The 22,383-nt window shown below is 73.6% G+C and carries 15 protein-coding genes, 1 pseudogene and 1 riboswitch; of the genes and pseudogenes, 8 read left to right on the forward strand and 8 right to left on the reverse strand.

Annotation, left to right across the window (positions count from 1 at the left end; all coding sequences use genetic code 11):
• Positions 1-38: 38 nt before the first annotated feature.
• On the reverse strand, positions 39-1,532 hold the full coding sequence (locus tag Q3Y56_RS31490) for a PepSY domain-containing protein (RefSeq protein WP_304465132.1): 1,494 nt from the start codon (positions 1,530-1,532) through the stop codon (positions 39-41).
• A 164-nt stretch (positions 1,533-1,696) separates the two neighbouring features.
• On the reverse strand, positions 1,697-2,407 hold the full coding sequence (locus Q3Y56_RS31495) for a hypothetical protein (RefSeq protein ID WP_304465133.1): 711 nt from the start codon (positions 2,405-2,407) through the stop codon (positions 1,697-1,699).
• Positions 2,408-2,621: 214 nt separating this feature from the next.
• On the opposite strand from Q3Y56_RS31495, the gene Q3Y56_RS31500 reads away from it, so the two are divergent.
• Positions 2,622-4,412 (forward strand): DUF885 domain-containing protein, encoded by a 1,791-nt coding sequence (locus Q3Y56_RS31500; RefSeq protein WP_304465134.1) that lies wholly within the window; start codon positions 2,622-2,624, stop codon positions 4,410-4,412.
• A gap of 32 nt (positions 4,413-4,444) precedes the next feature.
• On the opposite strand, the gene Q3Y56_RS31505 is transcribed toward Q3Y56_RS31500, so the two are convergent.
• Together Q3Y56_RS31505 and Q3Y56_RS31510 are read right to left on the reverse strand one after the other, a co-directional pair.
• Entirely contained in the window at positions 4,445-5,608 is a 1,164-nt protein-coding gene (locus tag Q3Y56_RS31505) for an AAA family ATPase (RefSeq protein WP_304465135.1), read from the reverse strand.
• Positions 5,609-5,712: 104 nt separating this feature from the next.
• Complete coding sequence (locus Q3Y56_RS31510) at positions 5,713-7,182, reverse strand: short-chain fatty acyl-CoA regulator family protein (protein ID WP_304465136.1); 1,470 nt, start codon at positions 7,180-7,182, stop codon at positions 5,713-5,715.
• Between the two features lie 222 nt (positions 7,183-7,404).
• Between Q3Y56_RS31510 and aceA the strand changes: the two genes are divergently transcribed.
• The 5 genes and pseudogenes from aceA to Q3Y56_RS31535 all read left to right on the forward strand — a co-directional run bounded on the left by aceA (position 7,405) and on the right by Q3Y56_RS31535 (position 16,396).
• Positions 7,405-8,694, forward strand: a complete 1,290-nt coding sequence (gene aceA, locus Q3Y56_RS31515; RefSeq protein ID WP_304465137.1) for an isocitrate lyase — start codon at positions 7,405-7,407, stop codon at positions 8,692-8,694.
• Positions 8,695-8,801: 107 nt separating this feature from the next.
• Entirely contained in the window at positions 8,802-10,394 is a 1,593-nt protein-coding gene (aceB, locus tag Q3Y56_RS31520) for a malate synthase A (RefSeq protein WP_304465138.1), read from the forward strand.
• A gap of 17 nt (positions 10,395-10,411) precedes the next feature.
• Positions 10,412-11,278: a 3-hydroxybutyryl-CoA dehydrogenase gene (locus tag Q3Y56_RS31525; protein ID WP_304465886.1), complete on the forward strand. Its 867-nt coding sequence runs from the start codon at positions 10,412-10,414 to the stop codon at positions 11,276-11,278.
• 54 nt (positions 11,279-11,332) lie between these two features.
• Positions 11,333-11,484, forward strand: a riboswitch (cobalamin riboswitch).
• Positions 11,485-11,690: 206 nt separating this feature from the next.
• Positions 11,691-14,014: pseudogene (gene metE, locus Q3Y56_RS31530) on the forward strand (5-methyltetrahydropteroyltriglutamate--homocysteine S-methyltransferase).
• A 90-nt stretch (positions 14,015-14,104) separates the two neighbouring features.
• Complete coding sequence (locus Q3Y56_RS31535) at positions 14,105-16,396, forward strand: MMPL family transporter (protein ID WP_304465139.1); 2,292 nt, start codon at positions 14,105-14,107, stop codon at positions 16,394-16,396.
• Here the strand turns inward: Q3Y56_RS31535 and Q3Y56_RS31540 are convergent.
• Positions 16,356-17,486, reverse strand: a complete 1,131-nt coding sequence (locus Q3Y56_RS31540) for an NAD(P)/FAD-dependent oxidoreductase (RefSeq protein ID WP_304465140.1) — start codon at positions 17,484-17,486, stop codon at positions 16,356-16,358. The two genes, Q3Y56_RS31535 and Q3Y56_RS31540, sit on opposite strands and share 41 nt — an antisense overlap.
• 133 nt (positions 17,487-17,619) lie before the next feature.
• Between Q3Y56_RS31540 and Q3Y56_RS31545 the strand changes: the two genes are divergently transcribed.
• Positions 17,620-18,201: a TetR/AcrR family transcriptional regulator gene (locus tag Q3Y56_RS31545; protein ID WP_304465141.1), complete on the forward strand. Its 582-nt coding sequence runs from the start codon at positions 17,620-17,622 to the stop codon at positions 18,199-18,201.
• Between the two features lie 304 nt (positions 18,202-18,505).
• On the opposite strand, the gene Q3Y56_RS31550 is transcribed toward Q3Y56_RS31545, so the two are convergent.
• Genes Q3Y56_RS31550 through Q3Y56_RS31560 form a run of 3 tightly spaced genes read right to left on the reverse strand, consistent with a single transcriptional unit; the run spans position 18,506 to position 20,175 of the window.
• Entirely contained in the window at positions 18,506-19,108 is a 603-nt protein-coding gene (locus tag Q3Y56_RS31550; protein ID WP_304465142.1) for a DUF2867 domain-containing protein, read from the reverse strand.
• Positions 19,109-19,132: 24 nt separating this feature from the next.
• Positions 19,133-19,801 (reverse strand): TetR/AcrR family transcriptional regulator, encoded by a 669-nt coding sequence (locus Q3Y56_RS31555; protein ID WP_304465143.1) that lies wholly within the window; start codon positions 19,799-19,801, stop codon positions 19,133-19,135.
• A gap of 56 nt (positions 19,802-19,857) precedes the next feature.
• Positions 19,858-20,175: a DUF4326 domain-containing protein gene (locus tag Q3Y56_RS31560; RefSeq protein WP_304465144.1), complete on the reverse strand. Its 318-nt coding sequence runs from the start codon at positions 20,173-20,175 to the stop codon at positions 19,858-19,860.
• 125 nt (positions 20,176-20,300) lie between these two features.
• Here Q3Y56_RS31560 and Q3Y56_RS31565 point away from each other — a divergent pair, with 125 nt between their 5' ends.
• Positions 20,301-22,364: a SpoIIE family protein phosphatase gene (locus tag Q3Y56_RS31565; RefSeq protein ID WP_304465145.1), complete on the forward strand. Its 2,064-nt coding sequence runs from the start codon at positions 20,301-20,303 to the stop codon at positions 22,362-22,364.
• Positions 22,365-22,383 lie beyond the last annotated feature (19 nt).

The raw sequence follows: 22,383 nt of genomic DNA on the forward strand, positions 1-22,383 counted from the left end.
GCGCGCGTTCGCGCGTACCGGAGCCGGCGGGTCCGGCATCAGGCGCGGGCGGAGCGGCTACGGGCGACCAGGCGGGCGACCAGGCCGACCACCGTGTCCACGGCGAGGAACAGCACCAGTCCGATGCCGAACAGCGGCACCAGCCAGCCGACCACCGCGAGCGCGCCCACCAGCGGCAGCAGCGTCGGCAGCGGGACGCGCCGCCACGTGCCGCGCGGCGTCGGCCGTCCGACGCCGAGCCGGCGCTCCCGCGCGGGCCGCCGCTGCCACCACATCCGGTAGCCCCACACGATGAGCAGGATGAGCCCCAGCATCAGGGCCGCCAGCGCGATCTGGTTGGCCAGCCCGAACAGCACGCCCGAGTGGCCGTCGATGCCCCAGCGGGTGAGCTTGGCGAGCAGCGGATAGTCCGCGAAGCGCAGCTCGTCGACGACCGCGCCCGTACCCGGGTGCACGGCGATCGAGTCCAGGTGCACCGGCCACTGCTTGTCGATCTGCTTGACGACGTACGCGCCGCCCTCGCTCGGCGCGGCGATCTCGAGGGGAGCCTCGGTCAGCTTCTTCTCGCGGGCGACGGCGAACACCCGGTCGATGCCGATGTCCGGGTCCTTGGCGTGGCTGCCGCCGCCACCGCCATGGCCGGCGTGGTCCCCGTGTCCGCTTCCGCCGGCCATCTCGCCGGCGCCGGGCAGCGTCGCCGTGATGGCCGGGGTGGCGCCGCGCAGCTCCGTACGCAGCACGTCGATCTTCTCGCCCGCGTACGTCGACCAGGTCAGACCGGTCGCCGAGAGGAACACCAGCCCCAGCACGGCCCACAGGCCGACCGCCCCGTGCCGGGTCAGGGTGCGCTTGCGGCCCTTCGCGCCGCGCTCCGGGAGGAGCAGGCCGCGCGCGCCGCGGCCGTCCCGCTTGCGCTTGACCCACAGCAGCAGGCCGCCGAGGGCGACGACCCACAGCCAGCTGGCGGCCAGCTCGCTGTAGAGCCGGCCGGGTTCGCCCAGGTGCAGGTTTCCGTGCAGGTCGGAGACCCAGGAGCGGAAGGGCAGCGCGCCGAAGTCGCTTTCCAGCGCGCCGCGCACCTTGGCGGTGTACGGATCGACGAACACGGTGAGCGACTTGTCCTCGGCCACGCTCGGGTCGCTGAGGATGACCTGGGTGGTGGCGCCGTCCTCGGCGGACGGCCGTACCGAGGTGAGCGTGCCGTCCGGATGCGCGTCGAGGGCCGCCCGCACCTGACGCGACAGCGGGACGGTGTGCTCACCGACCGGGACGCGCAGCTCGTCCGCGTAGAGGTACTTCTCTATCTGGAACGACGCCGCGTAGAGCGTCCCCGTGACGGCGGCGACGAGCAGGAAGGGCGCGATGAGCACGCCCGCGTAGAAGTGCAGCCGCAGGACGAGCGGGCGCAGCCCGGCCCAGCCGCGCTGCCGCGCGGTGGTGTCCGCCGTGGGAGGCGCCTCCTCGGGTCTCTCGGCGGCCTGGTCCTCGGCGCGGACGGGATCGGTCCCCTGCGCGGGGTCGTCGACGGACATGGGGTTCCTTCGGGATTCGGCGGCCGCGTCCGGGCAGGGCCGTACGCGGCGATGACGAGGGGGAGTGGCCGCCGTGATGTCTGACCACGGCGGCGCGCGCCCATCGCCCGGCCGAGGCCGGAAGGACTGTCCGGTCCTTCCCCAGGTCGCTTCCTCAGGAGGATTTACGTCCCTTGTGCCTGCGGGCCGACGGGCGCGGTGTGGAGGAACACTGCGCTGGTCGGCGGCGGCCCGCGCCGGGACAAGGCGTGACCGAGGAGTGCGCTCCGCAGGCGCCCGTCGCCGGTGTACCGCGCGGGTGGCGGTACGGACGGAGCCGTGGCCCATGGCCGGATGGCGGCCATGGCCAGCGACAGCGGTGTGAAGGCGAGCGCGCGCACGCAGCGCAGGAGCTGGAAGAAGGCGGCCTCACCGCGCCACAGCCACAGCGCGCAGAGGAGCGCCGCGAGCAGGTGGACGGTGAGCATGGCCGTGGAGCCGTAGCCGGTCGCGCCCATGGCCGACTCGGCGCGGTCGGCGAGGATCGCCGGGTCCGGCGGATGCGTCGCGTGGCGGGCCGCGTGCTCAGCGGCGTGCCGCGCATGCGCGCCGTGCGTGGCATGCGCTCCTTGCGTTACTGCCCCCTGCCCGCCCGCGAAGATCAGGTGGACGCCCCCTTGCACCGCAAGCAGCCCGCCGCCGATCGCGAGGACGCCGCGCCTGCGGCCCCCGGCGAGCCATGCGGTCGCGCCCGTGACGCCGAACGCCGCCAGGAGCGCCGACGGCGGGATGTGATGGCCCGATGTCGCAGCGTGTCCGACCGCTGCCAGCAGCACGCACACCGCCGCGAACAGCGCGGCACGTACGAGCCGCACAGGCGACCGGGCTTCCACCATGACGCGACATGTTCGCATCACGGCACGACGGGCGTGTCGGCGGGGCGGCCTCTACCAGTGGGGCCGTGCGCCGCCCCTGCGCTGGCACGGGGCGGCCGGTTCCGGCCCGTCCCCGGGCCGCCGCGACCACGGTCATGCGTACGGTCGTGCCCGCTGGGCAGCGTGACGGTGCGGCAGAGCGCCGCGGGCAGTGACAGGCGCGAGGGGAGCGGACATGGCCGGTGGGGCATTCGACCGTCTCGGCGACACCGCGGGGACGGCCGCACACGACGCGGCGCACCGGAGCGGGGCAGGGGAGGACCACGCGGGGACCGGGCACGGGGCGGTGCACGGCGGCGGCGCGCTGCCGCGCCGGGTCGCCGAGGCCTACGTGGACGCCCTCATCCGGCTCGACCCGCTCGTCGGCACCTTCCTCGGCGTACCGGAGAGCTCAGGTGACCTCCCGGACTTCTCGCCCGCCGGTCAGGAGGCCACCGCCGAGCTCGCCCGCACCACGCTCGGACAGCTCGGCGAGGCCCAGGCCCGGCCGGGCGCGGACAGCGACGCGGAGCGGCGCTGCGCGCGCCTGCTGCGCGAGCGGCTGACCGCCGAGCTCGCCCTGCACGAAGCGGGGGAGGGGCTGCGGCAGGTCAGCAACCTCGCCTCTCCGCTGCACCGGGTCCGCAAGATCTTCCCCCTCATGTCCACGGGGACCGAGGACGACTGGGCCGCGATCGGCCGCAGGCTGCGGGCGGTCCCCGACGCGTTCGACGGCTACCGGGCCGCGCTCGCCGAGGGCGTACGCCGCGGCCTGCCGGCCGGACCGGCGCAGGTCCGCGCCAACATCGGCCAGTTGGAGGAGTGGCTGGGACCGGACGGCGGCTGGTTCGCCGACTTCGTCGCCGCCGGTCCCGAGGCGCTGCGTACCGAGCTGGCCGAGGCCGCGGAGACGGCCACGGACGCCGTCGCCGAACTGCACGACTGGTTCCTCAACGTGTACGGTCCGCGCGTCGCGGACGCCCCGGACGTGGTGGGCGGTGAGCGCTACGCCCGCTTCGCCCGCTACCACACCGGCACCGACCTGGACCTCGACGAGGCCTATGCCTACGGCTGGTCCGAGTTCCACCGCCTGCACGCCGAGATGCGGGCCGAGGCCGAGAAGGCGCTGCCCGGGGCAGCCACCCCGTGGGAGGCCCTGGCCTGGCTGGACCGGCACGGCCAGGCCGTGGAGGGCGTCGAGGAGACCAGGGCCTGGTTGCAGTCCCTCATGGACGAAGCCGCCGAAGCACTGGACGGCGCCCACTTCGAGCTGGGGGAGCGGATCAAACACGTCGAGTCCCGGATCGCGCCACCGGGAAGCGCCGCCGCGCCCTACTACACCTCTCCCTCGCTGGACTTCTCCCGCCCGGGCCGCACCTGGCTGCCCACGCTGGGCCGCACCCGCTTCCCCGTCCACGGTCTGGTCTCCACCTGGTACCACGAGGGCGTCCCCGGACACCATCTCCAGCTCGGCCAGTGGACCCTGCTCGCCGACGAACTCTCCCGGTACCAGACCCGGGTGGGCAAGATCAGCGCCAACACCGAGGGCTGGGCGCTGTACGCGGAGCGGCTGATGGACGAACTGGGCTTCCTCACCGACCCCGAACGCCGACTCGGCTATCTCGACCACCAGATGATGCGGGCCATCCGGGTCGTCGTCGACATCGGCATGCACCTGGAGCTGCGGATCCCCGCGGACTCGCCCTGCCACGCCGGAGAGCGCTGGACGCCCGCCCTGGCGCGGGACTTCTTCGGCCGGCACTCCGGCCGCCCCGCCGCGTACCTCGACAGCGAGATCATCCGCTACCAGGGCCGGCCGGCCCAGGCCATCGGCTACACACTCGGCGAACGCGCCTGGCTGCGGGGCCGGGAGGCCGCCCGCGCCCGGCACGGCTCCGCGTTCGACCTCAAGCGCTGGCACATGGCCGCGCTGTCCCAGGGCTCGCTGGGCCTGGCCGACCTCGAAACCGAACTCGCCCTGCTCTGACGGCTCCCGGCCGACACGTCAGCGCTTGGGCCTCAGCGCTTGGGCCAGTGCCACAGCGGTTCGTCCAGCAGGCCCTCGCGGCCCGCGACCCCCGTCTGGCCGAGGCCGTCCTTGACCAGGGCCAGGGAGTTGACGTCGAGCCGGTGACGTCCGGCGCCCGCGGTGAGGGCGTCGGCCAGGTCCGGCGCGTGGGTGACCACCACGATCTGGGTGTCCCGCGACGCGGTGAGGATCAGGTCCGCCAGCGGGGGCAGCAGCGCCGGGTGCAGGCTGGACTCCGGCTCGTTGAGCACGAGCAGCGCGGGTGGGCGAGGGGTGAGCAGCGCCGCGGTCCACAGCAGGTAGCGCAGTGTGCCGTCGGACAGCTCGGCCGCGCCGAGCGGGCGCAGCAGCCCGCTCTGGCGCAGCCGCAGCTCGAACCGGCCGCCTTCACTGGCGATCTCCACCCTGCTGCCGGGGAACGCCGCGTCCACGGCGGCGTCCAGCGCCTCGTGGTCGCCGATCTCGCGGATCGTCTGGAGCGCGGCCGCGAGGTCCGCGCCGTCGTGGCCGAGCACCGGTGTGCGGGTGCCGACCTGCGCGCTGCGGGCGGGTGCGTGCGCGTCGGTGCGCACGTGGTCGTAGAACCGCCACGACCGCATGTGCTCGCGCAGCCGCAGCAGGTCGGGGGCGAGCCGCGGGTCGGCGAGTTCGCCGAGCATGCTGTCGTAGGGGCGGAGGGTGTTCACCGACGTGTGCCAGGTGCCGTCCGCGGCGCGGGTGCGCACGGCGGGGCCGGAGCGGTCCGAGAGGAGCGCGGCCGGGCGCAGCACGGGGCCGGCCCAGCTGCACTCGCGCTTGATCTCGGGGTCCAGGTTGAACAGGGACGGCGCACCCGTGCTGCCGGAGGTCGGGACCGGGTGCCCGAAGTCGACCGCGTAACCGAACTCGTCCCCGGCGAAGCCGAGGCGGAGGCTGACGGCCGGCGAGCGGCCCGTACCCCGCCGCTCGCCCGCCCACAGGGTGGACGGTAGCCCGCCCTCGCGCGCCAGCGCCGCCACCGCGCCGCCCCGGGCCGCGTCCGCCAGCAGCCGCAGGGCCCGGTACAGGCTGGTCTTGCCCGTGCCGTTCGCGCCGGTGATCACGTTCAGCCGGTCCAGCGGGACGATCAGGCGGCGCAGGGAGCGGTAGTTCTCGACAGCGAGGGTGGTGAGCATCGGATCTCTCGGTACGGAGCGGGCGGATCGTTCCCCAGTGTGGCAAGGGGGTCTGACAGCGCCGGTCCGCCCGGGGCGGACCGGCTGGTCAGCGGCCCGGCCGGTCAGCGGGCCGGCCGTTCCCGCACCGGATACGGCACGAAGGTGCTGCTGTTCTCGTCGATGGCGAGGGGCCGGCCGAGCGGCGGTACGGCGCGCTGCGGGCAGTCCAGGCGTTCGCAGACGCGGCAGCCCATGCCGATCGGGGTCGCGGCGGCGGCGTTGTCGAGGTCCAGCCCGTCGGAGTAGACGACCCGGGAGGCGTGCCGGATCTCGCAGCCCAGGCCGATGGCGAAGGTCTTCCCGGGCTCGCCCCAGCCGCCCCGGTGGCGGGTGACCGTGCGAGCGGTCCACAGATGGCGCTGCCCGTCCGGCATGGCGGCGATCTGGACATGGATGCGGCCCGGCGCGGCGAACGCCTCGTACACGTTCCACAGCGGGCAGGTGCCGCCCGCGCGCGAGAAGTGGAAACCGGTCGCGGACTGGCGCTTGGACATGTTGCCCGCCCGGTCCACGCGGACGAAGGAGAACGGCACCCCGCGCAGCCGCGGGCGCTGGAGGGTGCTCAGCCGGTGGCACACGGTCTCGTAGCCGAGCCCGAAGCGGTCGGTGAGGCGTTCGATGTCGTAGCGCACCTCCTCCGCGGCGGTGTGGAAGGCGCGGTACGGCAGGATCAGCGCGGCCGCGAAGTAGTTGGCGACCCCGATCCGGGCCAGCGACCAGGTGGCGGAGCCCTCCTCGTAGTCCTCCGAGGCCAGCCGGGAGAGCTCCGCGCCGTGTTCGAGCAGGGCGAGCTGGGTGGCCATGCGGAACGCCTGCTGGCCGGGGCGCAGCCGACTCGACAGATACAGGACCCGGGCGGCCGGATCGTAGTGGTGCAGCCGGTCGGATGGGTGCGGCGGGTCGGAGCGGTGCGGCCGGTCGGAGTGGTGGGGCGGGTCGGAGTCGGCGGCGAGGCGTACGCCGTGCCGTTCGGCGAGCCGGGTGGTGAGGGCGCGCAGCACCTCGCCGGGCCGGATGCCGAGCTCGCCGGCCAGTTCCTCGGCGCCGAGGTCCGCATCGTGCACGTAGTTCCGCCGCCGGTAGAAGAACTCGCGGATCTCCTCGTGCGGCGAGCGCGGCGCGGCCGTACCGGCGGCGGCCCCGGCACGCCCCTCGGAGACGTGCGCGAGCTGCTCGGTCAGCGCCTGGTTGCGCCGCCCCAGGTCGAGCAGGACCGCGGCGACGGCGGGCAGCCGGGAGGCGAGTTCCGACAGGTCGGAGGGGGAGATCCGGGCGCTCGCGACCTCGTCCGCGAGCGCCTCCCGCAGGTCCGCCAGAACCCGGCCGGTGTCGTGGTCGGAGAAGAAGCCGGGGTCCACCCCGAACGCCTCGGTCAGCCGCAGCAGCACGGGCACGGTCAGCGGCCGGGAGTCGTGCTCCATCTGGTTCAGATAGCTCGGGGAGATGGCCAGCACCCGGGCGAGCTCGGCCTGGCTGAGCCGGCGCTCCTCGCGCAGCCGCCGCAGCCGCGCCCCCGCGTAGGTCTTGCTCACTCGGAATCCACCCTTCGCATGATTGGCAAACCACGTGCAGAAGATGCGCAAATCTTGGCACGCGGCCACGGTTGATGGCACCCAGTGCCGCTGACAGAGTCTCAGTACGGCCGGTCAACCCCCGTGGTGCGGCGGCCGCTCAGCAGAAATCGGCACTCAGTGACGTGCCCTTCGCACTGTTCACAACAGCGGTGCGCATCCACGCGACTCCGGGAGACGGTCATGGCGCAGGCAGGGACGACGACGGCGACGGCCGAAGAGCTGGCACGGCGGTGGGCGACGGACCCCCGCTGGAGGGGAGTGGAGCGCACCTACGGCGCCGAGGACGTGGTGCGCCTGTCCGGCAGCGTCCGCGAGGAGCACACCCTGGCCCGGCGCGGAGCCGAGCGCCTGTGGCGCGGGCTCCACAGCCAGGACTACCTCCACGCCCTCGGCGCGCTCACCGGCGGCCAGGCCGTGCAGCAGGTCAAGGCCGGGCTCCAGGCCATCTACCTGTCCGGCTGGCAGGTGGCGGCCGACGCCAACCAGGCCGGGCACACCTACCCCGACCAGTCCCTCTACCCGGCCAACTCCGTGCCGCAGGTGGTGCGCCGGATCAACAACGCGCTGCTGCGCGCCGACCAGATCGCCACCGCCGAGGGCGGCTCGGACACCACCGACTGGCTCGCGCCGATCGTCGCCGACGCCGAGGCCGGCTTCGGCGGCCCGCTGAACGCCTTCGAGCTGACCAAGGCGATGATCGCCGCCGGCGCGGCGGGCATCCACTACGAGGACCAGCTCGCCTCCGAGAAGAAGTGCGGCCACCTCGGCGGCAAGGTGCTCGTGCCCACCGCCCAGCACATCCGCACCCTCAACGCCGCCCGCCTCGCCGCCGACATCGCCGACGTCCCCACCGTCATCGTGGCCCGTACGGACGCGCTCGCCGCGAACCTGCTGACCAGCGACGTCGACGAGCGCGACGCCCGCTTCTGCACCGGTGAGCGCACCGCGGAGGGCTTCTACCGGGTCGAGAACGGCATGGCACCGGCCATCGCCCGCGGCCTGGCCTACGCCCCGTACGCCGACCTGCTGTGGATGGAGACCGGCACGCCGGACCTGGCGCAGGCGCGGGAGTTCGCCGAGGCGATCCACGCCGAGTACCCCGACCGGATGCTGGCGTACAACTGCTCGCCGTCGTTCAACTGGAAGGCGGCGCTGGACGACGACCAGATCGCCAAGTTCCAGCGGGAGCTCGGGGCGATGGGCTACCGCTTCCAGTTCATCACGCTGGCCGGCTTCCACTCGCTCAACCACGGCATGTTCGACCTGGCCCGCGGCTACGCCGAGCACGGCATGACCGCCTACGTCGACCTCCAGGAGCGGGAGTTCGCCGCCCAGCGCGACGGCTTCACCGCGGTCAGGCACCAGCGCGAGGTCGGCACCGGCTACTTCGACCTCGTGTCCACCGCCGTCAACCCCGCCTCCTCCACCACCGCGCTGACCGGCTCCACCGAAGAGGAGCAGTTCCACTAGGCACCCCGCCGGCCGGGGCGCCACCCCGCGCCGGGCAACCCGCAGACAGGTGGGGGCCGGCCACTCCGCTTCACCCGGCCCCCACCGCTCCCCTTGAGGAGACCCGCATGTCCGCTACCCGATTGAGCAGCCGCGTCCAGGTTCTGGGCGCGCCGGGCGACCGCCACGACGAGATCCTCACCCCCGCGGCGCTGGACTTCATCGCCCGCCTCGACGCGGCCGTCGCCGGCCGGCGCTTCGAACTGCTTGCCGAGCGGCGCCGCCGCGCCGAACGGCTCGCCTCCGGCGCGCCCCTGGACTTCCCGCTCGCGACCGCCGCCGTCCGCGCCGACCCCGACTGGCGGGTCGCCCCGCCCGCGCCGGGCCTGACCGACCGCCGGGTGGAGATCACCGGCCCGCCCGAGCGCCGCATGACCGTCAACGCCCTCAACTCCGGAGCGAAGGTGTGGATGGCCGACTTCGAAGACGCCACCGCCCCCACCTGGGACAACATCGTCACCGGCCAGCTGAACCTGCTCGACGCCATCCAGCGCCGCATCGACTTCACCACCCCCGAGGGCCGGGAGTACCGGCTCGGCGACGACCTCGCCACCATCATGGTCCGACCCCGCGGCTGGCACCTCACCGAGCAGCACCTGCTCATCGAGGGCCGCCCCGTGCCCGCCTCACTCGTCGACTTCGGCCTGTACTTCTTCCACTGCGCCCAGCGGCAGATCGACGCCGGAAGCGGCCCGTACTTCTACCTGCCCAAGCTGGAGAACCGCTACGAAGCCCGCCTGTGGAACGACGTCTTCGTCGCCGCCCAGGACCTGCTCGGCATCCCGCGCGGCACCATTCGCGCCACCGTCCTCATCGAGACGATCACCGCCGCGGTCGAGATGGAGGAGATCCTCCACGAGCTGCGCGAGCACTCCGCCGGACTGAACGCGGGCCGCTGGGACTACCTGTTCAGCCTGATCAAGAACTTCGCGCACCGCCCCGACTTCGTCCTCCCGGACCGGGCCAAGGTCACCATGACCGCGCCGTTCCTGCGCGCCTACACCGAGCTGCTGGTACGCACCTGCCACAAGCGGGGCGCCCACGCGATCGGCGGCATGGCCGCCCACGTCCCCAGCCGCGACGCGCAGGCCAACGAGGCGGCTCTCGCCACGGTGCGCCTGGACAAGGAACGCGAGGCCGAGGACGGCTTCGACGGCTCCTGGGTCGCCCACCCCGGCCTCGTCCCCGTCTGCCGCGACGTCTTCGACCACGTGCTGGGCGACCGGCCCCACCAGCTGACACGCACCCGCGACGACGTGGACGTGACCGCCGCCGACCTGCTCGCCGTCCGCCGTACCAGCGGCCCGCCGACACCGGACGGCATCCGCGCCGACATCGCCGTCGCGCTGCGCTACTTCGACGCCTGGCTGCGCGGCAGCGGCGCCGTCGCCCTCAACGGGCTGATGGAGGACGCCGCGACCGCCGAGATCGCCCGCTGCCAGGTCTGGCAGTGGCTGCGCCACGGCGCCGCCGACCGCGCCACCGTGCTGCGCCTGCTCGACGCCGAGAGCGCGGCCCTGGAGCGGGAACAACCGGACGCACGCGCCGCGGAGGCCCGCGGTATCTTCGAACGCACGGCTCTGGCGAAGGACCTTCCGGCGTTCTTCACCCCCGACGCCTACGCCCGCCACCTCGTCCACCGCCCGGCGGTGCGGCCATGAGCAAGCCCGACCAGGTCATGAGCGCACCCATCCAGCGGGTCGGCGTCGTCGGCGGCGGCCAGATGGGGGCCGGCATCGCGGAGGTCTGCGCCCGCGCCGGGCTCGACACGGTGGTCTGCGAGGCGGACGCCACGGCGGCCCGCGCCGCCCGGGAACGCGTGGCCGCATCCCTCGAACGCGCAGTCCAGCGCGGCAAACTGGACCGCGTCCACGCCGAGGACGCCCTTGCCCGGCTCGTCTTCACCGGCAGTCTCGACGACCTCGCCGACCGGCAGCTCGTCGTCGAGGCCGTCGTGGAGGACCCGGACGTGAAGACCGGGATCTTCGCCGCCCTCGACAAGATCGTCGAGGATCCGGCGGCGGTCCTGGCCACGAACACCTCCGCCATCCCCGTGATGCGCCTCGGCATGGCGACGCGGCGCGCCGACCGCGTGCTGGGCCTGCACTTCTTCAACCCGGCGCCCGTCATGCCGCTGCTGGAGGTCGTCACCTCGCTGCACACGAGCGCCGAAACGGTCCGCACGGCCGAGGACTTCGCCACCGCGACGCTCGGCAAGACCGCGATCCGCTCCCAGGACCGGTCCGGATTCGTCGTCAACGCGCTGCTCATCCCCTACCTCCTCGCGGCGGTCCGGATGGCCGAGTCCGGCTTCGCCACCGCCGCCGACGTGGACGCGGGCATGGAACTGGGCTGCGCCCACCCGATGGGACCGCTGAAGCTGGCCGACCTGATCGGCCTGGACACGGTCGCCGCCATCGCCGAGTCGCTGTACGAGGAGTTCAAAGAGCCCCTCTACGCCCCGCCGCCGCTGCTCCAGCGCATGGTCGAGGCGGGGCTGCTCGGACGGAAGACGGGCCGGGGGTTCCACACGTACGACCGGTGACCGATAGGCTGGCGGACGCAGCTGGTTCGCCCTGTCCGCCAGGCAGGCGCGTCGTAAGAGGGAACCCGGTGGGAATCCGGGACTGCCCCGCAGCGGTGAGTGGGAACGACCGCCGTCATACGCACTGGACCCGACCGGGTCCGGGAAGCGACGGCCAGTAGGTGTCCGCCCTTCACGGGCGGACGTGCCCGCGAGTCCGAAGACCTGCCCGTTGCCCGCGCGCGACCGATCGCGCGCGGAGATCTCGGTGACCTCGAGGGCGGGTCGGCGGTGCCCCGGACGACGTCCGGGGGAGTACAGCAGGCGGACGCACACGCAGATGGTGGTGCGGCCCGCCTCGACTCGCCGTCCCTTCGCGCCCCTCGCCCCGTTCCGGGATCTGTGACGAGAGATGCTCGCGAAGGAGAGTTCTGTGACAGCGAAGTCCGCAGCCGCGGCAGCACGGGCCACCGTGTACGGCTACCCCCGCCAGGGCCCGAACCGGGAACTGAAGAAGGCCATCGAGGGCTACTGGAAGGGCCGCGTCGACGCCGATGCCCTCCGGGAGTGCGCCGCCGGCCTGCGCCGGGCGAACTGGCGGCAGCTGGTCGACGCCGGCATCGACGAGGTGCCGACCGGTGACTTCTCGTACTACGACCACGTTCTGGACACCAGCGTCATGGTCGGCGCCATCCCCGCCCGGCACCGCGCCGCCGTCGCGGCGGACGCCCTGGACGGGTACTTCGCGATGGCGCGCGGCACCCAGGACGCGGCGCCGCTGGAGATGACCAAGTGGTTCGACACCAACTACCACTACCTGGTGCCCGAACTCGGCCCCGACACCGTCTTCACCGCCGACTCCGCCAAGCAGGTCGCCGAGCTGAAGGAGGCCCTCGCGCTCGGGGCGGCCGCCCGCCCGGTCCTGGTCGGCCCCGTCACCTACCTCCTGCTGGCCAAGCCGGCGCCCGGCGTCGCGGCGGACTTCGTCCCCTGACGCTGCTCGACCGGCTGCTTCCCGTGTACGCCGAGGTCCTCGCCGACCTGCGCGCCGCCGGCGCCGAGTGGGTGCAGCTCGACGAACCCGCCCTGGCCCAGGACCGCACCCCGGCCGAACTGAACGCCGCCGCCCGCGCCTACCGGGATCTGGGAGGTCTCGCCGACCGCCCGAAGCTGCTCGTCGCCTCCTACTTCGACCGGCTCGGCGAGGCCCTGCCCGTGCTGGCCAAGGCGCCCGTCGACGGACTGGCGCTCGACTTCACCGAGTCCGCCGCCGCCCACCTCGACGACCTCGCCGCCGTCGGCGGGCTGCCCGGCAAGCGCCTGGTCGCCGGCGTCGTCAACGGCCGCAACATCTGGCTCAACGACTTCGAGAAGTCCCTGTCCACCCTCGGCACGCTCCTCGGCCTCGCCGACCGGGTCGACGTGTCCGCCTCCTGCTCCCTGCTGCACGTCCCGCTGGACACCGGCGCCGAACGCGACCTCGATCCGCAGGTCGCCCGCTGGCTCGCCTTCGCCCGCCAGAAGACCACCGAGATCGTCACCCTCGCCCGCGGCCTGGCACGCGGCACCGACACCATCGCCGCCGAACTCGCCGCCAACCGCGCCAGCCTGGCGTCCCGCGCCGGCTCCGCGCTCACCCGCGACCCGGCGGTGCGCAGGCGCGCCGCGGCGGTCACCGACGCCGACGGCCGCCGCTCGCAGCCGTACGCCGAACGGGCGGCCGCCCAGCGCGCCCACCTCCGGCTGCCCCTGCTGCCCACGACCACCATCGGGTCCTTCCCGCAGACCACCGAGCTGCGCGCCGCCCGCGCCGACCTGCGCGCCGGCCGCATCGACACCGCCGCCTACGAGGAGCGCATCAGGGACGAGATCCGCGACGTCCTGTCCTTCCAGGAGAAGGCCGGGATCGACGTCCTGGTGCACGGCGAGCCCGAACGCAACGACATGGTGCAGTACTTCGCCGAGCGGCTGACGGGCTACCTCGCCACGCAGCACGGCTGGGTCCAGTCCTACGGCACCCGCTACGTCCGCCCGCCGATCCTGGCCGGCGACATCTCCCGCCCCGAACCGATGACGGTGCGCTGGACGACGTACGCCCAGTCGGTCACCGACCGCCCGGTCAAGGGCATGCTCACCGGCCCCGTCACCATGCTGGCCTGGTCCTTCGTCCGCGACGACCAGCCGCTGGGCGACACCGCCCGGCAGGTCGCGCTCGCCCTGCGGGACGAGGTGGGCGACCTCGAGGCGGCCGGCACCTCGGTGATCCAGGTCGACGAGCCCGCACTGCGGGAGACGCTGCCGCTGCGCGCCGCCGACCGTCCGGCGTACCTGGAGTGGGCCACCGAGGCGTTCCGCCTGACCACCGGCGGGGTCCGTCCGGACACCCAGATCCACACCCACATGTGCTACGCCGAGTTCGGCGACATCCTCCAGGCGATCGACGACCTCGACGCCGACGTCATCAGCCTGGAGGCCGCCCGCTCCCACATGCAGGTCGCCCGGGAACTGGCGACGTCCGGCTACCCCCGCGAGGCCGGCCCCGGCGTCTACGACATCCACTCCCCGCGCGTCCCGACCACGGCCGAGGCCGCGGCCCTGCTGCGCAAGGGGCTTGAGGCCATCCCCGCCGAGCGGCTGTGGGTCAACCCCGACTGCGGGCTGAAGACCCGCGGCTGGCCCGAGGTGCGGGCCTCGCTGGAGAACATGGTGGCGGCGGCCCGCGACGTCCGCGACGGCCTGCCCGCCGCGCACTCCTGAGGCACCGCCACCCCACCCGGTCGCCGCCCCCTTTCACCCGTTCTCCGGTGACAGGGTGCGGTGACCGGCCGGCGGGCATGGAATGCTCGCATGCGCGCGCGACAGCCCCCGCGGGAGCCGGCCACGGCCGGTTCACCGCCGCCGAAGGGCGGGTTGCGGCGCATCGGCGAGTGGTGCGCCCGCCACTTCGTGACCGTCGTCGTCCTGTGGCTGGCCGCCCTCGCCGGACTCCAGGTGCTGGACCGAGCACACGGCGGCGAGTACTCGGACGACTTCACGCTGCCCGGCACGCAGTCGCAGGACGGCATCGACGTACTCAAGGCGCACGAGCCGGCGGCCGGCGGCTACAGCGCCCAGATCGTCCTGCACGACGCCGACAAGCCGCTCACCGACGCCAGTGCCCAGGTCTCCTCCGCCGTCGGCGACCTGAAGAAGCTGCCGCACGTCCTCGCCGTCCAGAACCCGCTGCCCGCACCCGGCTCGAAGCCACCGCCGCAGCCCGGCGGCGGCCGGAACGTCGGCCCGCTGTCCACCGACGGGAAGACGGCCTACATCACCGTCCGCTTCGACGCGCAGCCCGCGACGCTGGGGGACGACTATCTGGACGGCGTGGACGACGCCGTCCGACCGCTGAGGGCGGCGGACGTCCAGGTGGAGTACGGCGGTCCGCTCGGCGAGCTGGATCGGCCGAGGCCGGACGACCGCGCCAGCGAGGCCATCGGCTTCGGCGTGGCGATCGTGGTGCTGCTGATCGGGTTCGGCAGTGTCCTGGCCGCCGGGCTGCCCCTGCTGACCGCGCTGATCAGCGTGGTCTGCGGCCTGGCCTGCCTGGGGCTGCTGGCGGCCGCGTTCACCTTCGCCACCGTCTCACCGACGCTGGCCACGATGATCGGTATCGGCGTCGGGATCGACTACGCTCTGTTCCTGGTCACCCGGCACCGGCAGAACCTCATGCACGGCGCGGACCCGGTGCGCGCCGCCGGCCTGGCCGCGGCCACCAGCGGCCGGGCGGTGCTGGTCTCGGGATGCACCGTCATCATCGCGCTGGCGGGCCTGTGGGTCTGCGGGGTCTCCTTCATCGGCAAGCTCGGGCTGGCCGCGGCGGTCACCGTGGTCTCCGCGGTCCTCGGGGCGATCACCCTGGTCCCCGCGCTGCTGGGGCTCATCGGGCGGCGGATCGACACGTATCGCGTGCGTACGCCCGTCGCCGAGTCGGACTCCGGGCCCGAGGAGGAGGCCCATGGAGCGTGGCACCGCCACGCGCGGCGCGTGGAGCGCCGCCCCTGGTGGTTCCTGGCCGGCGGCGCCCTCACCCTGGCCGTCCTCGCGGTCCCGCTCTTCTCCATCCAGCTCGGGCACATCGGCGACGGCGCGGACCCGAAGTCCTTCACGGACCGGCGGGCCTTCGACCTGATGTCGTCCGCCTTCGGCCCCGGCTCGAACGGGCCGCTCACCCTCGTCATCGACCAGAGCCGGGTGCCCCAGGCCGACCGGTCCGCGCTGTCCACCCAGGCCCAGAAGGCTCTCACCGACGTGCCCGACGCCGCCGCGATCACGCCGCTGACGCCCACGTCGGACGGCGACGTGCTGATCGCCACCGCCTACTCCACCGCGGCTCCGCAGGAGGAGAAGACCGTCGACCTGGTCGACCGCCTCACGGACGACGTGCTGCCCGAGGCGGTGTCGGGGACCGATGCGACGACGTACGTGACCGGCACGACGGCCGCGCAGGTCGACTTCCTCGACATCGTCTCCAGCCGGCTTCCGCTGATCATCGCGGTGGTCGTCGGCCTGGCGTTCGTCGTCATCGTGATCGTCTTCCGCGGGCTGCTCGTGGCGGTCAAGGCGGCGGTGCTCAACGTGCTGTCGATCGCGGCCTCCTACGGCGTCGTGGTGGCGGTGTTCCAGTGGGGCTGGGGCGGCCCGGCACTCGGCGTCTCGGGGGACGTGCCGATCGAGAGCTACGTGCCGATGATGATGTTCGCCATCGTCTTCGGGCTGAGCATGGACTACGAGATCTTCCTGCTGTCCCGGGTCCAGGAGGCGTGGCTGGCAACCGGCGACCCCAGGGCGAGCGTCGCGCACGCCCTGGAGATCACCGCGCGCGTCATCACCTGCGCGGCGCTCATCATGGTCAGCGTCTTCGCGGCCTTCATCGTCAGCGACAACGTCGTCGTCAAGATGCTCGGTCTGGGGCTGGCGGCGAGCGTGCTCATCGACGCCACGATCGTCCGGCTGCTGCTCGTGCCCGCGGCCATGACGCTGCTCGGCAGGTCCGCCTGGTGGACACCGCGCTGGCTGGACCGGCTGCTGCCGCACCTGGACGTCGAGGGTGCGGGCGTCAGCGACGCCCCGTCGCCGCGGGGCCGTCGGGCGGTATGAGGTTGGCGAGCCCCTGGGCGCAGGCCGCGGCCGCCTCGGTCGAGCGCGGCAGCATGACGCTCTCGTACGCGCGGACGGCGTCGTCGACGCCGGGCTCGGCGACGAGGGCGCGGGCGAGCTCGGTGCCGTCGAGCATGGCCAGGTTGGCGCCCAGGCCGAGCGGGGGCATCAGGTGGGCGGCGTCGCCCAGCAGGGTGACGCCGGGGACGTGCTCCCAGGTGTGCGGGACGGGCAGCGCGAACAGGGGCCGGTTGACGAACCCGCCGTCGTTGTCCCGCAGGAGATCGCGCAGGCTCTCGTCCCAGCCGTCGAACATCTTGAGCAGATGGGCGCGGACGGCCGCCGTGTCGCCGAGGTCCAGGCCGGCGGTCTCGTGCCAGTCCACCGGGGCGCGGAAGGCGACGTACACGCGGATGTGGCCGTTGCTGTTGCGCTGGCCGAACAGGGCCCTGGTGCCGCACTTGGCCAACATGGTGCCGTCGCCGACCAGCCGCGCGATGCCGGTGTGGCGGGTGTCGGCGTCGTCGAAGCCGGCTTCGACGAAGGTGACGCCGGTGTAGCCGGGTACGGCGTCCGACAGGGCCGGGCGGACCCGCGACCAGGCGCCGTCGGCGCCGACGGCGAGATCGAAGTCCTCGGCCGTGCCGTCGGCGAAGGTGAGGCGGCACGCGCCGCCGCCGAGCGGGGTGACCGCGCTGAGGGTGCGGCCCCACCGGACGGTGCCCGGGTCGAGGGACTCCAGGAGCAGCCCGCGCAACTGGCCCCGGTCGATCTCGGGCCTGTCGTCCTCGCCGCCGTCGGGGCGTCCGTGGCGCACGACGTCGGCGGTGGCGTGGTCGAGCGTGCGCCACTCCTGCCCTTCGGGGCGGGCCAGGGCCCGGAACCGGTCGAGCAGCCCCGCCGCGCGCAGGGCCGCCTGGCCGGTGTCGGCGTGCATGTCCAAGGTGCCGCCCTGTGGACGGGCGTCGGGCGACGTCTCGCGTTCGAAGACGGTGACGGAGCGGCCGTGCGTCTGCAGGATGCGGGCGCAGGTGAGGCCGCCGGGGCCGGCGCCGATGACCGCGACACGGGGGGCACGAGCGGATGTCAAGGTGAGGTCCCCTCAGGAGGTGGGCGAATGGGCCGCCGGAGCGTCCGGCGCACCGCCAGCGAAGCACAACCGACTACGAAAGTGCAATCACTAAACTTTCGTAGTGGGTGTGCTGAGGGGTACGGTGTGCCGTGTGACCGAACCGACCGGGCGCCGCGAGCGCAAGAAGGCCCAGACCCGCAAGTCCCTGGCGGACGCCGCGCTCCAGCTCTTCCTCGACCGCGGCTACGACCAGGTCGGCGTCAAGGACGTGGCCGACGCCGCCGACGTGTCGGTGACGACCTTGTTCAAGCACTTCCCCTGCAAGGAAGCGCTGGTCTTCGACGAGGACGACGACGTCGAGGCGGCGCTCGTCGCCTCCGTGCGGCAACGGCCGCCCGACCAGTCGATTCCGCAGGCCCTGCGCGAGTGCGTCCTGGCGATGGGCGCCCGCGCGGCTGACCCCCGTGCCGCCGCGTTCGCCCGCATGGTGGAGGACGCCCCGGACCTGCGCGCATACGCCCACCGCATGTGGATGCGCCACGAAGCGGCCGTGGCGCGGGCCATCGCCGAGGAGGTCGGCGCCCCCGAAGACGACGTCACCTGCGCCGCACTGGCCCGCTACGCGCTGGAGGCCCGCTCCCTGACCCGGGGCCACGCCGACCCGCGGCGCGCCGCCGAAGAGGTCTTCGCCCTGCTCGACCGCGGCTGGGCCGCCGTACACCCCGGCCACTGACGCCGCCCACCCCGGCCCCTGACACGCCGACAGCCAGGCGGAGTGTGTGGGTGGCGGCGCTGATGTGCCGCCACCCACAGCCGACCGGGTCCCGGCCGGACCACCCCCCGTGATCCGGCGGGCATCGGCATTCCCCCGCCCCGCACGGCCGCGCCGTCTCTCGTCACCGCGGCAGCCGGGGCCCGCCCCCTGGCAGGGCAAGCGTCGCCGACGAACCGCTGCTCCCTACCGCCCCTTGATGCGGCGCATACGGGAATCCCGGGTTCCTTGACGATGTTCTGACGGGTCCGGCGGCGCGGCCGGGTCAGGCCGTGGGCGGCGAGTCCTGCGGCGTGCCGGCCCGCCACTCCCGTTCGATGCCTCGCATCAGCGGCGGGTACACGATCAGGTGCCGGAACGGCCCGATCGCGGCCATGTACGCCTTCCCGAATACGCCGTTCGGCTTCACCAGAACGGCCATCTGGCCCCGGTACCCGCCGGCGCCGTCCGGGACCCAGCTGAGGTGCATCACCCCGTGACAGGTCCGGTTGCCCATTTCCGACGCCCACTCGTTGTCCGTCAGGTAGACCGAGGTGAAGGGGAGTCGGTCGAACTCCGGTCCTGACGGGCCGTCGCGCAGATCGGCCGGCAGCCGGTCGCGCAGCGTCGGCACCCGGGAGCCGACGCCGGAGTCCGGGTTGTCCCAGCCGAGCAGCTTTCCGAGCTTCCAGCGGATCGCGAAGAGCGTGCGGGCGACCCAGGACGGGTTGTTCGCCGTGTCGCCCCCGGTGGTCTGCCGTATCAGTCGCGGGAAGTCGTCGGGGCCTCCCGGCGTGGGCAGCGCCCACACGTCATAGAGGCGGAAGTCGGGCGTGATCTCGTGGATCCGCCACGGCCGGGAGGTGTGCGCGGTGTTCGGGAGCTTCATTCGTCGACCTCCATGTGTTCACTTTCAGTGATGTGTCACGGCGACGGAGTCGAGTCCGAGTACGCCGGCGGCGGCGCGGGCCGCGAGGAGTTCGTCATCGGGGGCCCGGCCGGCCAGGGCGATCACGGTTCCCTCCAGTACGCCGACGAAGGCGAGCGCGAGGGTCTCCGTCGGCGGGCCGGGCGGGATCGCTCCCGCCTCGCGGCCGACGTCGATGAGGCGACGGCAGCGCCTGAGGAGCATGTCGTAGTTCCGCTCGACCTCGCGCCCGACGGGATGGTCCGGTTGCCCGCTGAACTCCAGCCGCAGCGCGATCGGCACGCGCGCCACGTCCCGCCGGCAGTAGACGGCGTGCCCGCGCGCGATCGTGAGCAGCGCCGCGACGGGGTCCGGCTCCTGGTCGACGAGGCGACCGATCTCCTGACCCCAGCTCGCGCACCACCACTCGACCACGGCCAGCGTCAGGTCCTGCTTGTCCTTGAACTGGTGATAGAGCGCGCCGCGCGTGTACCCGGCCTCCCGCGCCACCTGTTCGAGCTTGAGGTGGCCGTAGCCGTAGCGGGACAGGCCCCGCGCGGCCGACTCCAGCAGCGCGTTGCGCGTGCGCGCGCTGCGATCGGCCTGGGTGGCACGGCGGGGGCTCGCGGCGCCCCGGCCGGTCGGTCGGTCCGCCTCCCGATCTCGTACATGCATGTATGTATGTTACTGGACGGGGTGGGAGCGGCGGGCGGCGGGTGGGGCGACAGCGGTCAGCTCCCCGCGCCCGCGTCGGCCAGCTCCGCGATCACCTCGGCGTGACAGCGCTCCGGCACGCACCAGCAGCCCAGCCTGCGCCCTCGCAGCGAGGGGAGGAGGGCGAGCAGCTCCGGCCGCTCCAGCAGATAGGCGCGGTACCGCTCGACCACCTCCTCCCGGGTGCCGTCGGGGCCCGGCCGGAACGGGCAGGCCAGCGGTGAGGCGTCGAGGTCCCAGCCGCCCCGGCGCATGGTCCTGCCGACGTACACCACGTCCGCGTACTCGGGGTCGTCGCGGTGGCCCTTGAGGTTGACCACGGTCGTTCTGCCCATGCCTGGATCCTCCGGGCCCACGCCGCACCGGGCAACGCGAACCCGGTGCGCGCAGAATTGAAGGAGCCGCTCCGCTCGCGGAGGGCGGACGGGCCACCGTGCGCGGCGGGTGGAAGGGAATGCCGGTGCCAGCAGATCGGCCGAGCGACGAAAGGGCCAGCGGCCCGCTCTGGTCCGAGCCCGGGTCGCTGCTGGAGCACGTGCCCGTCGCCGTGTTCGGCATCGACGACGACAACCGGATCTGCTACTGGGGCCCAGGCGCACGGGAGCTCTTCGGCTACCGCGCCGCGGACGCGCTGTCGCGGCCCGGCGCCCTGATCCTCCCCGGGCCCCCGGGTGGCCCCGACGCATGCTCCCGCATGGCCGAGCGGGGCCGGACCCTGGGGTACTGGCGCGGTCGGCTGCGCGCCACGCACCAGGACGGCACGGCCTTCGACTGCGGATTCCGCGTCTTCCCCGTGGCCGGCGCCGAGGGAACCTCGGTGGTCATGACCCTGGCGAGCCGCAGCGACGAGCTGGATCGGGTGAAGACCAATCTCGCCTTCCTCGACGCCCTCTTCGAGACCTGCCCCATAGGCCTGGTCATGCTCGACGAGGAACTGCGCTACCTCCACCTGAACCAGGCGCTCGCGGACATCGACGGGCTGCCCATCGAGGCGCACCTCGGGCGGCGCCTCCCCGAGATCATGATCACCTCGGACGGCGGCGAGTACGAGCGCATGCTGCGCGCCGTCAGCGCCGGGGGCGAGCCCGTCACCGGGGTGCTGGTGGGCCTGCGCACCCGGGGCCATCCGGATCGCGACAGGGTCCTGTCGGTGAGCTTCTTCCCGCTCACCCAGGCGGTCGGCACCCGCCCGGGGCTGGGCGGGCTGCTGGTGGACGTGACCGACCGGGAGCAGGCGATCGCGGAGGCCACCGCCGGCCGGCGGCGGCTGGCCCTGCTGGACCGGGCCTCCGCCCGCATCGGCACCACCCTGGACGTGCGGACCACGGCCCAGGAACTGGTCGAAGCCGCGGTTCCGGACTTCGCCGACGGAGCCGTCGTGGAGCTCGTGGAATGGCAGGACGAGCACGAGCCGTTCGACCCCGCCCTGCCGGTGGCCGCCCGCCGCATCGCCTCCGGCACCGTCCTGCCCCCTCCCGCGCCGGAACTGGTGGGCTCGGTGGAAGCCGTGCGCTACCCACCGGGCTCCGCCATCCACCAGATGCTGCGCACCGGCCGTCCGATCTCCGTGCCGGTCGACCAGGAGTTCATGGTCCGTACCGTGCTGGACGCGTCGCGTGCCCGGCTGTTGGCCGACAGTGGTCTGACCTGCCTCCTCCTCGCCCCGCTCATCGCCCGCGGTACGGTCCAGGGAATCGCGATCTTCGGCCGGTCCGCGGCCAGACCGGCCTTCACCGAGCAGGACCTCAGCCTGGCCGGGGAACTCGCCTCCCGCGCCGCCCTGTGCCTGGACAACGCGCGCCTGTACAGCCGGGAGCGGGACATCGCCCTCACCCTCCAACGGGCGCTGCTCCCCAGCTCCCTGGCGACCAGCCCCTACCTGCGCATCGCCCACCGCTACCTGCCCGGCGGCCGGGTCACCGAGGTCGGCGGCGACTGGTACGACGTGGTCGCCCTGCCCGACCACCGGGTCGCCCTGGTCGTCGGCGACGTCATGGGGCACGGCGTGTCGGCCGCCGCGGCGATGGGCCGGCTGCGGATCACCGCCAAGACGCTGGCCCGCCACGACCAGGAACCGGACCGGCTGCTCACCGAACTCGACCACTGCGCCGACGAGGCGGGCATCGAGCTCGCGACCTGCCTCTACATCCGCTACGACCCCGCCACCGGGCGCACCCGGATGGCCAGCGCCGGCCACCCTCCGCCGCTCGTGCGCCACCCGGACGGCCGGATCGAGCTGATCGGCGAGGTCCTGGGGGTCCCCCTCGGCGTCGGCGGCCACCCCTTCCGGACGACGGAGGTCGAGCTGCCCGACGGCGCCACCCTCGCCCTGTACACCGACGGCCTCATCGAGGCGCGGGGCCACGACATCGACGAGGGCCTGGACGCACTCCGTACCGAACTGGGCCAGGCCTTCGACTCGTTGGAGGCCGCGGCGGACCGCATCCTCGCCCGCCTCGCGCCGAGCGCCCCGACCGACGACACCGTGCTGCTCCTCGCCCGCGTCCACCGCATGGAGCCGTGACCGCCCCGGTCGCCCGCCG

It is taken from the genome of Streptomyces sp. XD-27 (genome assembly GCF_030553055.1).
Taxonomy (GTDB): domain Bacteria; phylum Actinomycetota; class Actinomycetes; order Streptomycetales; family Streptomycetaceae; genus Streptomyces.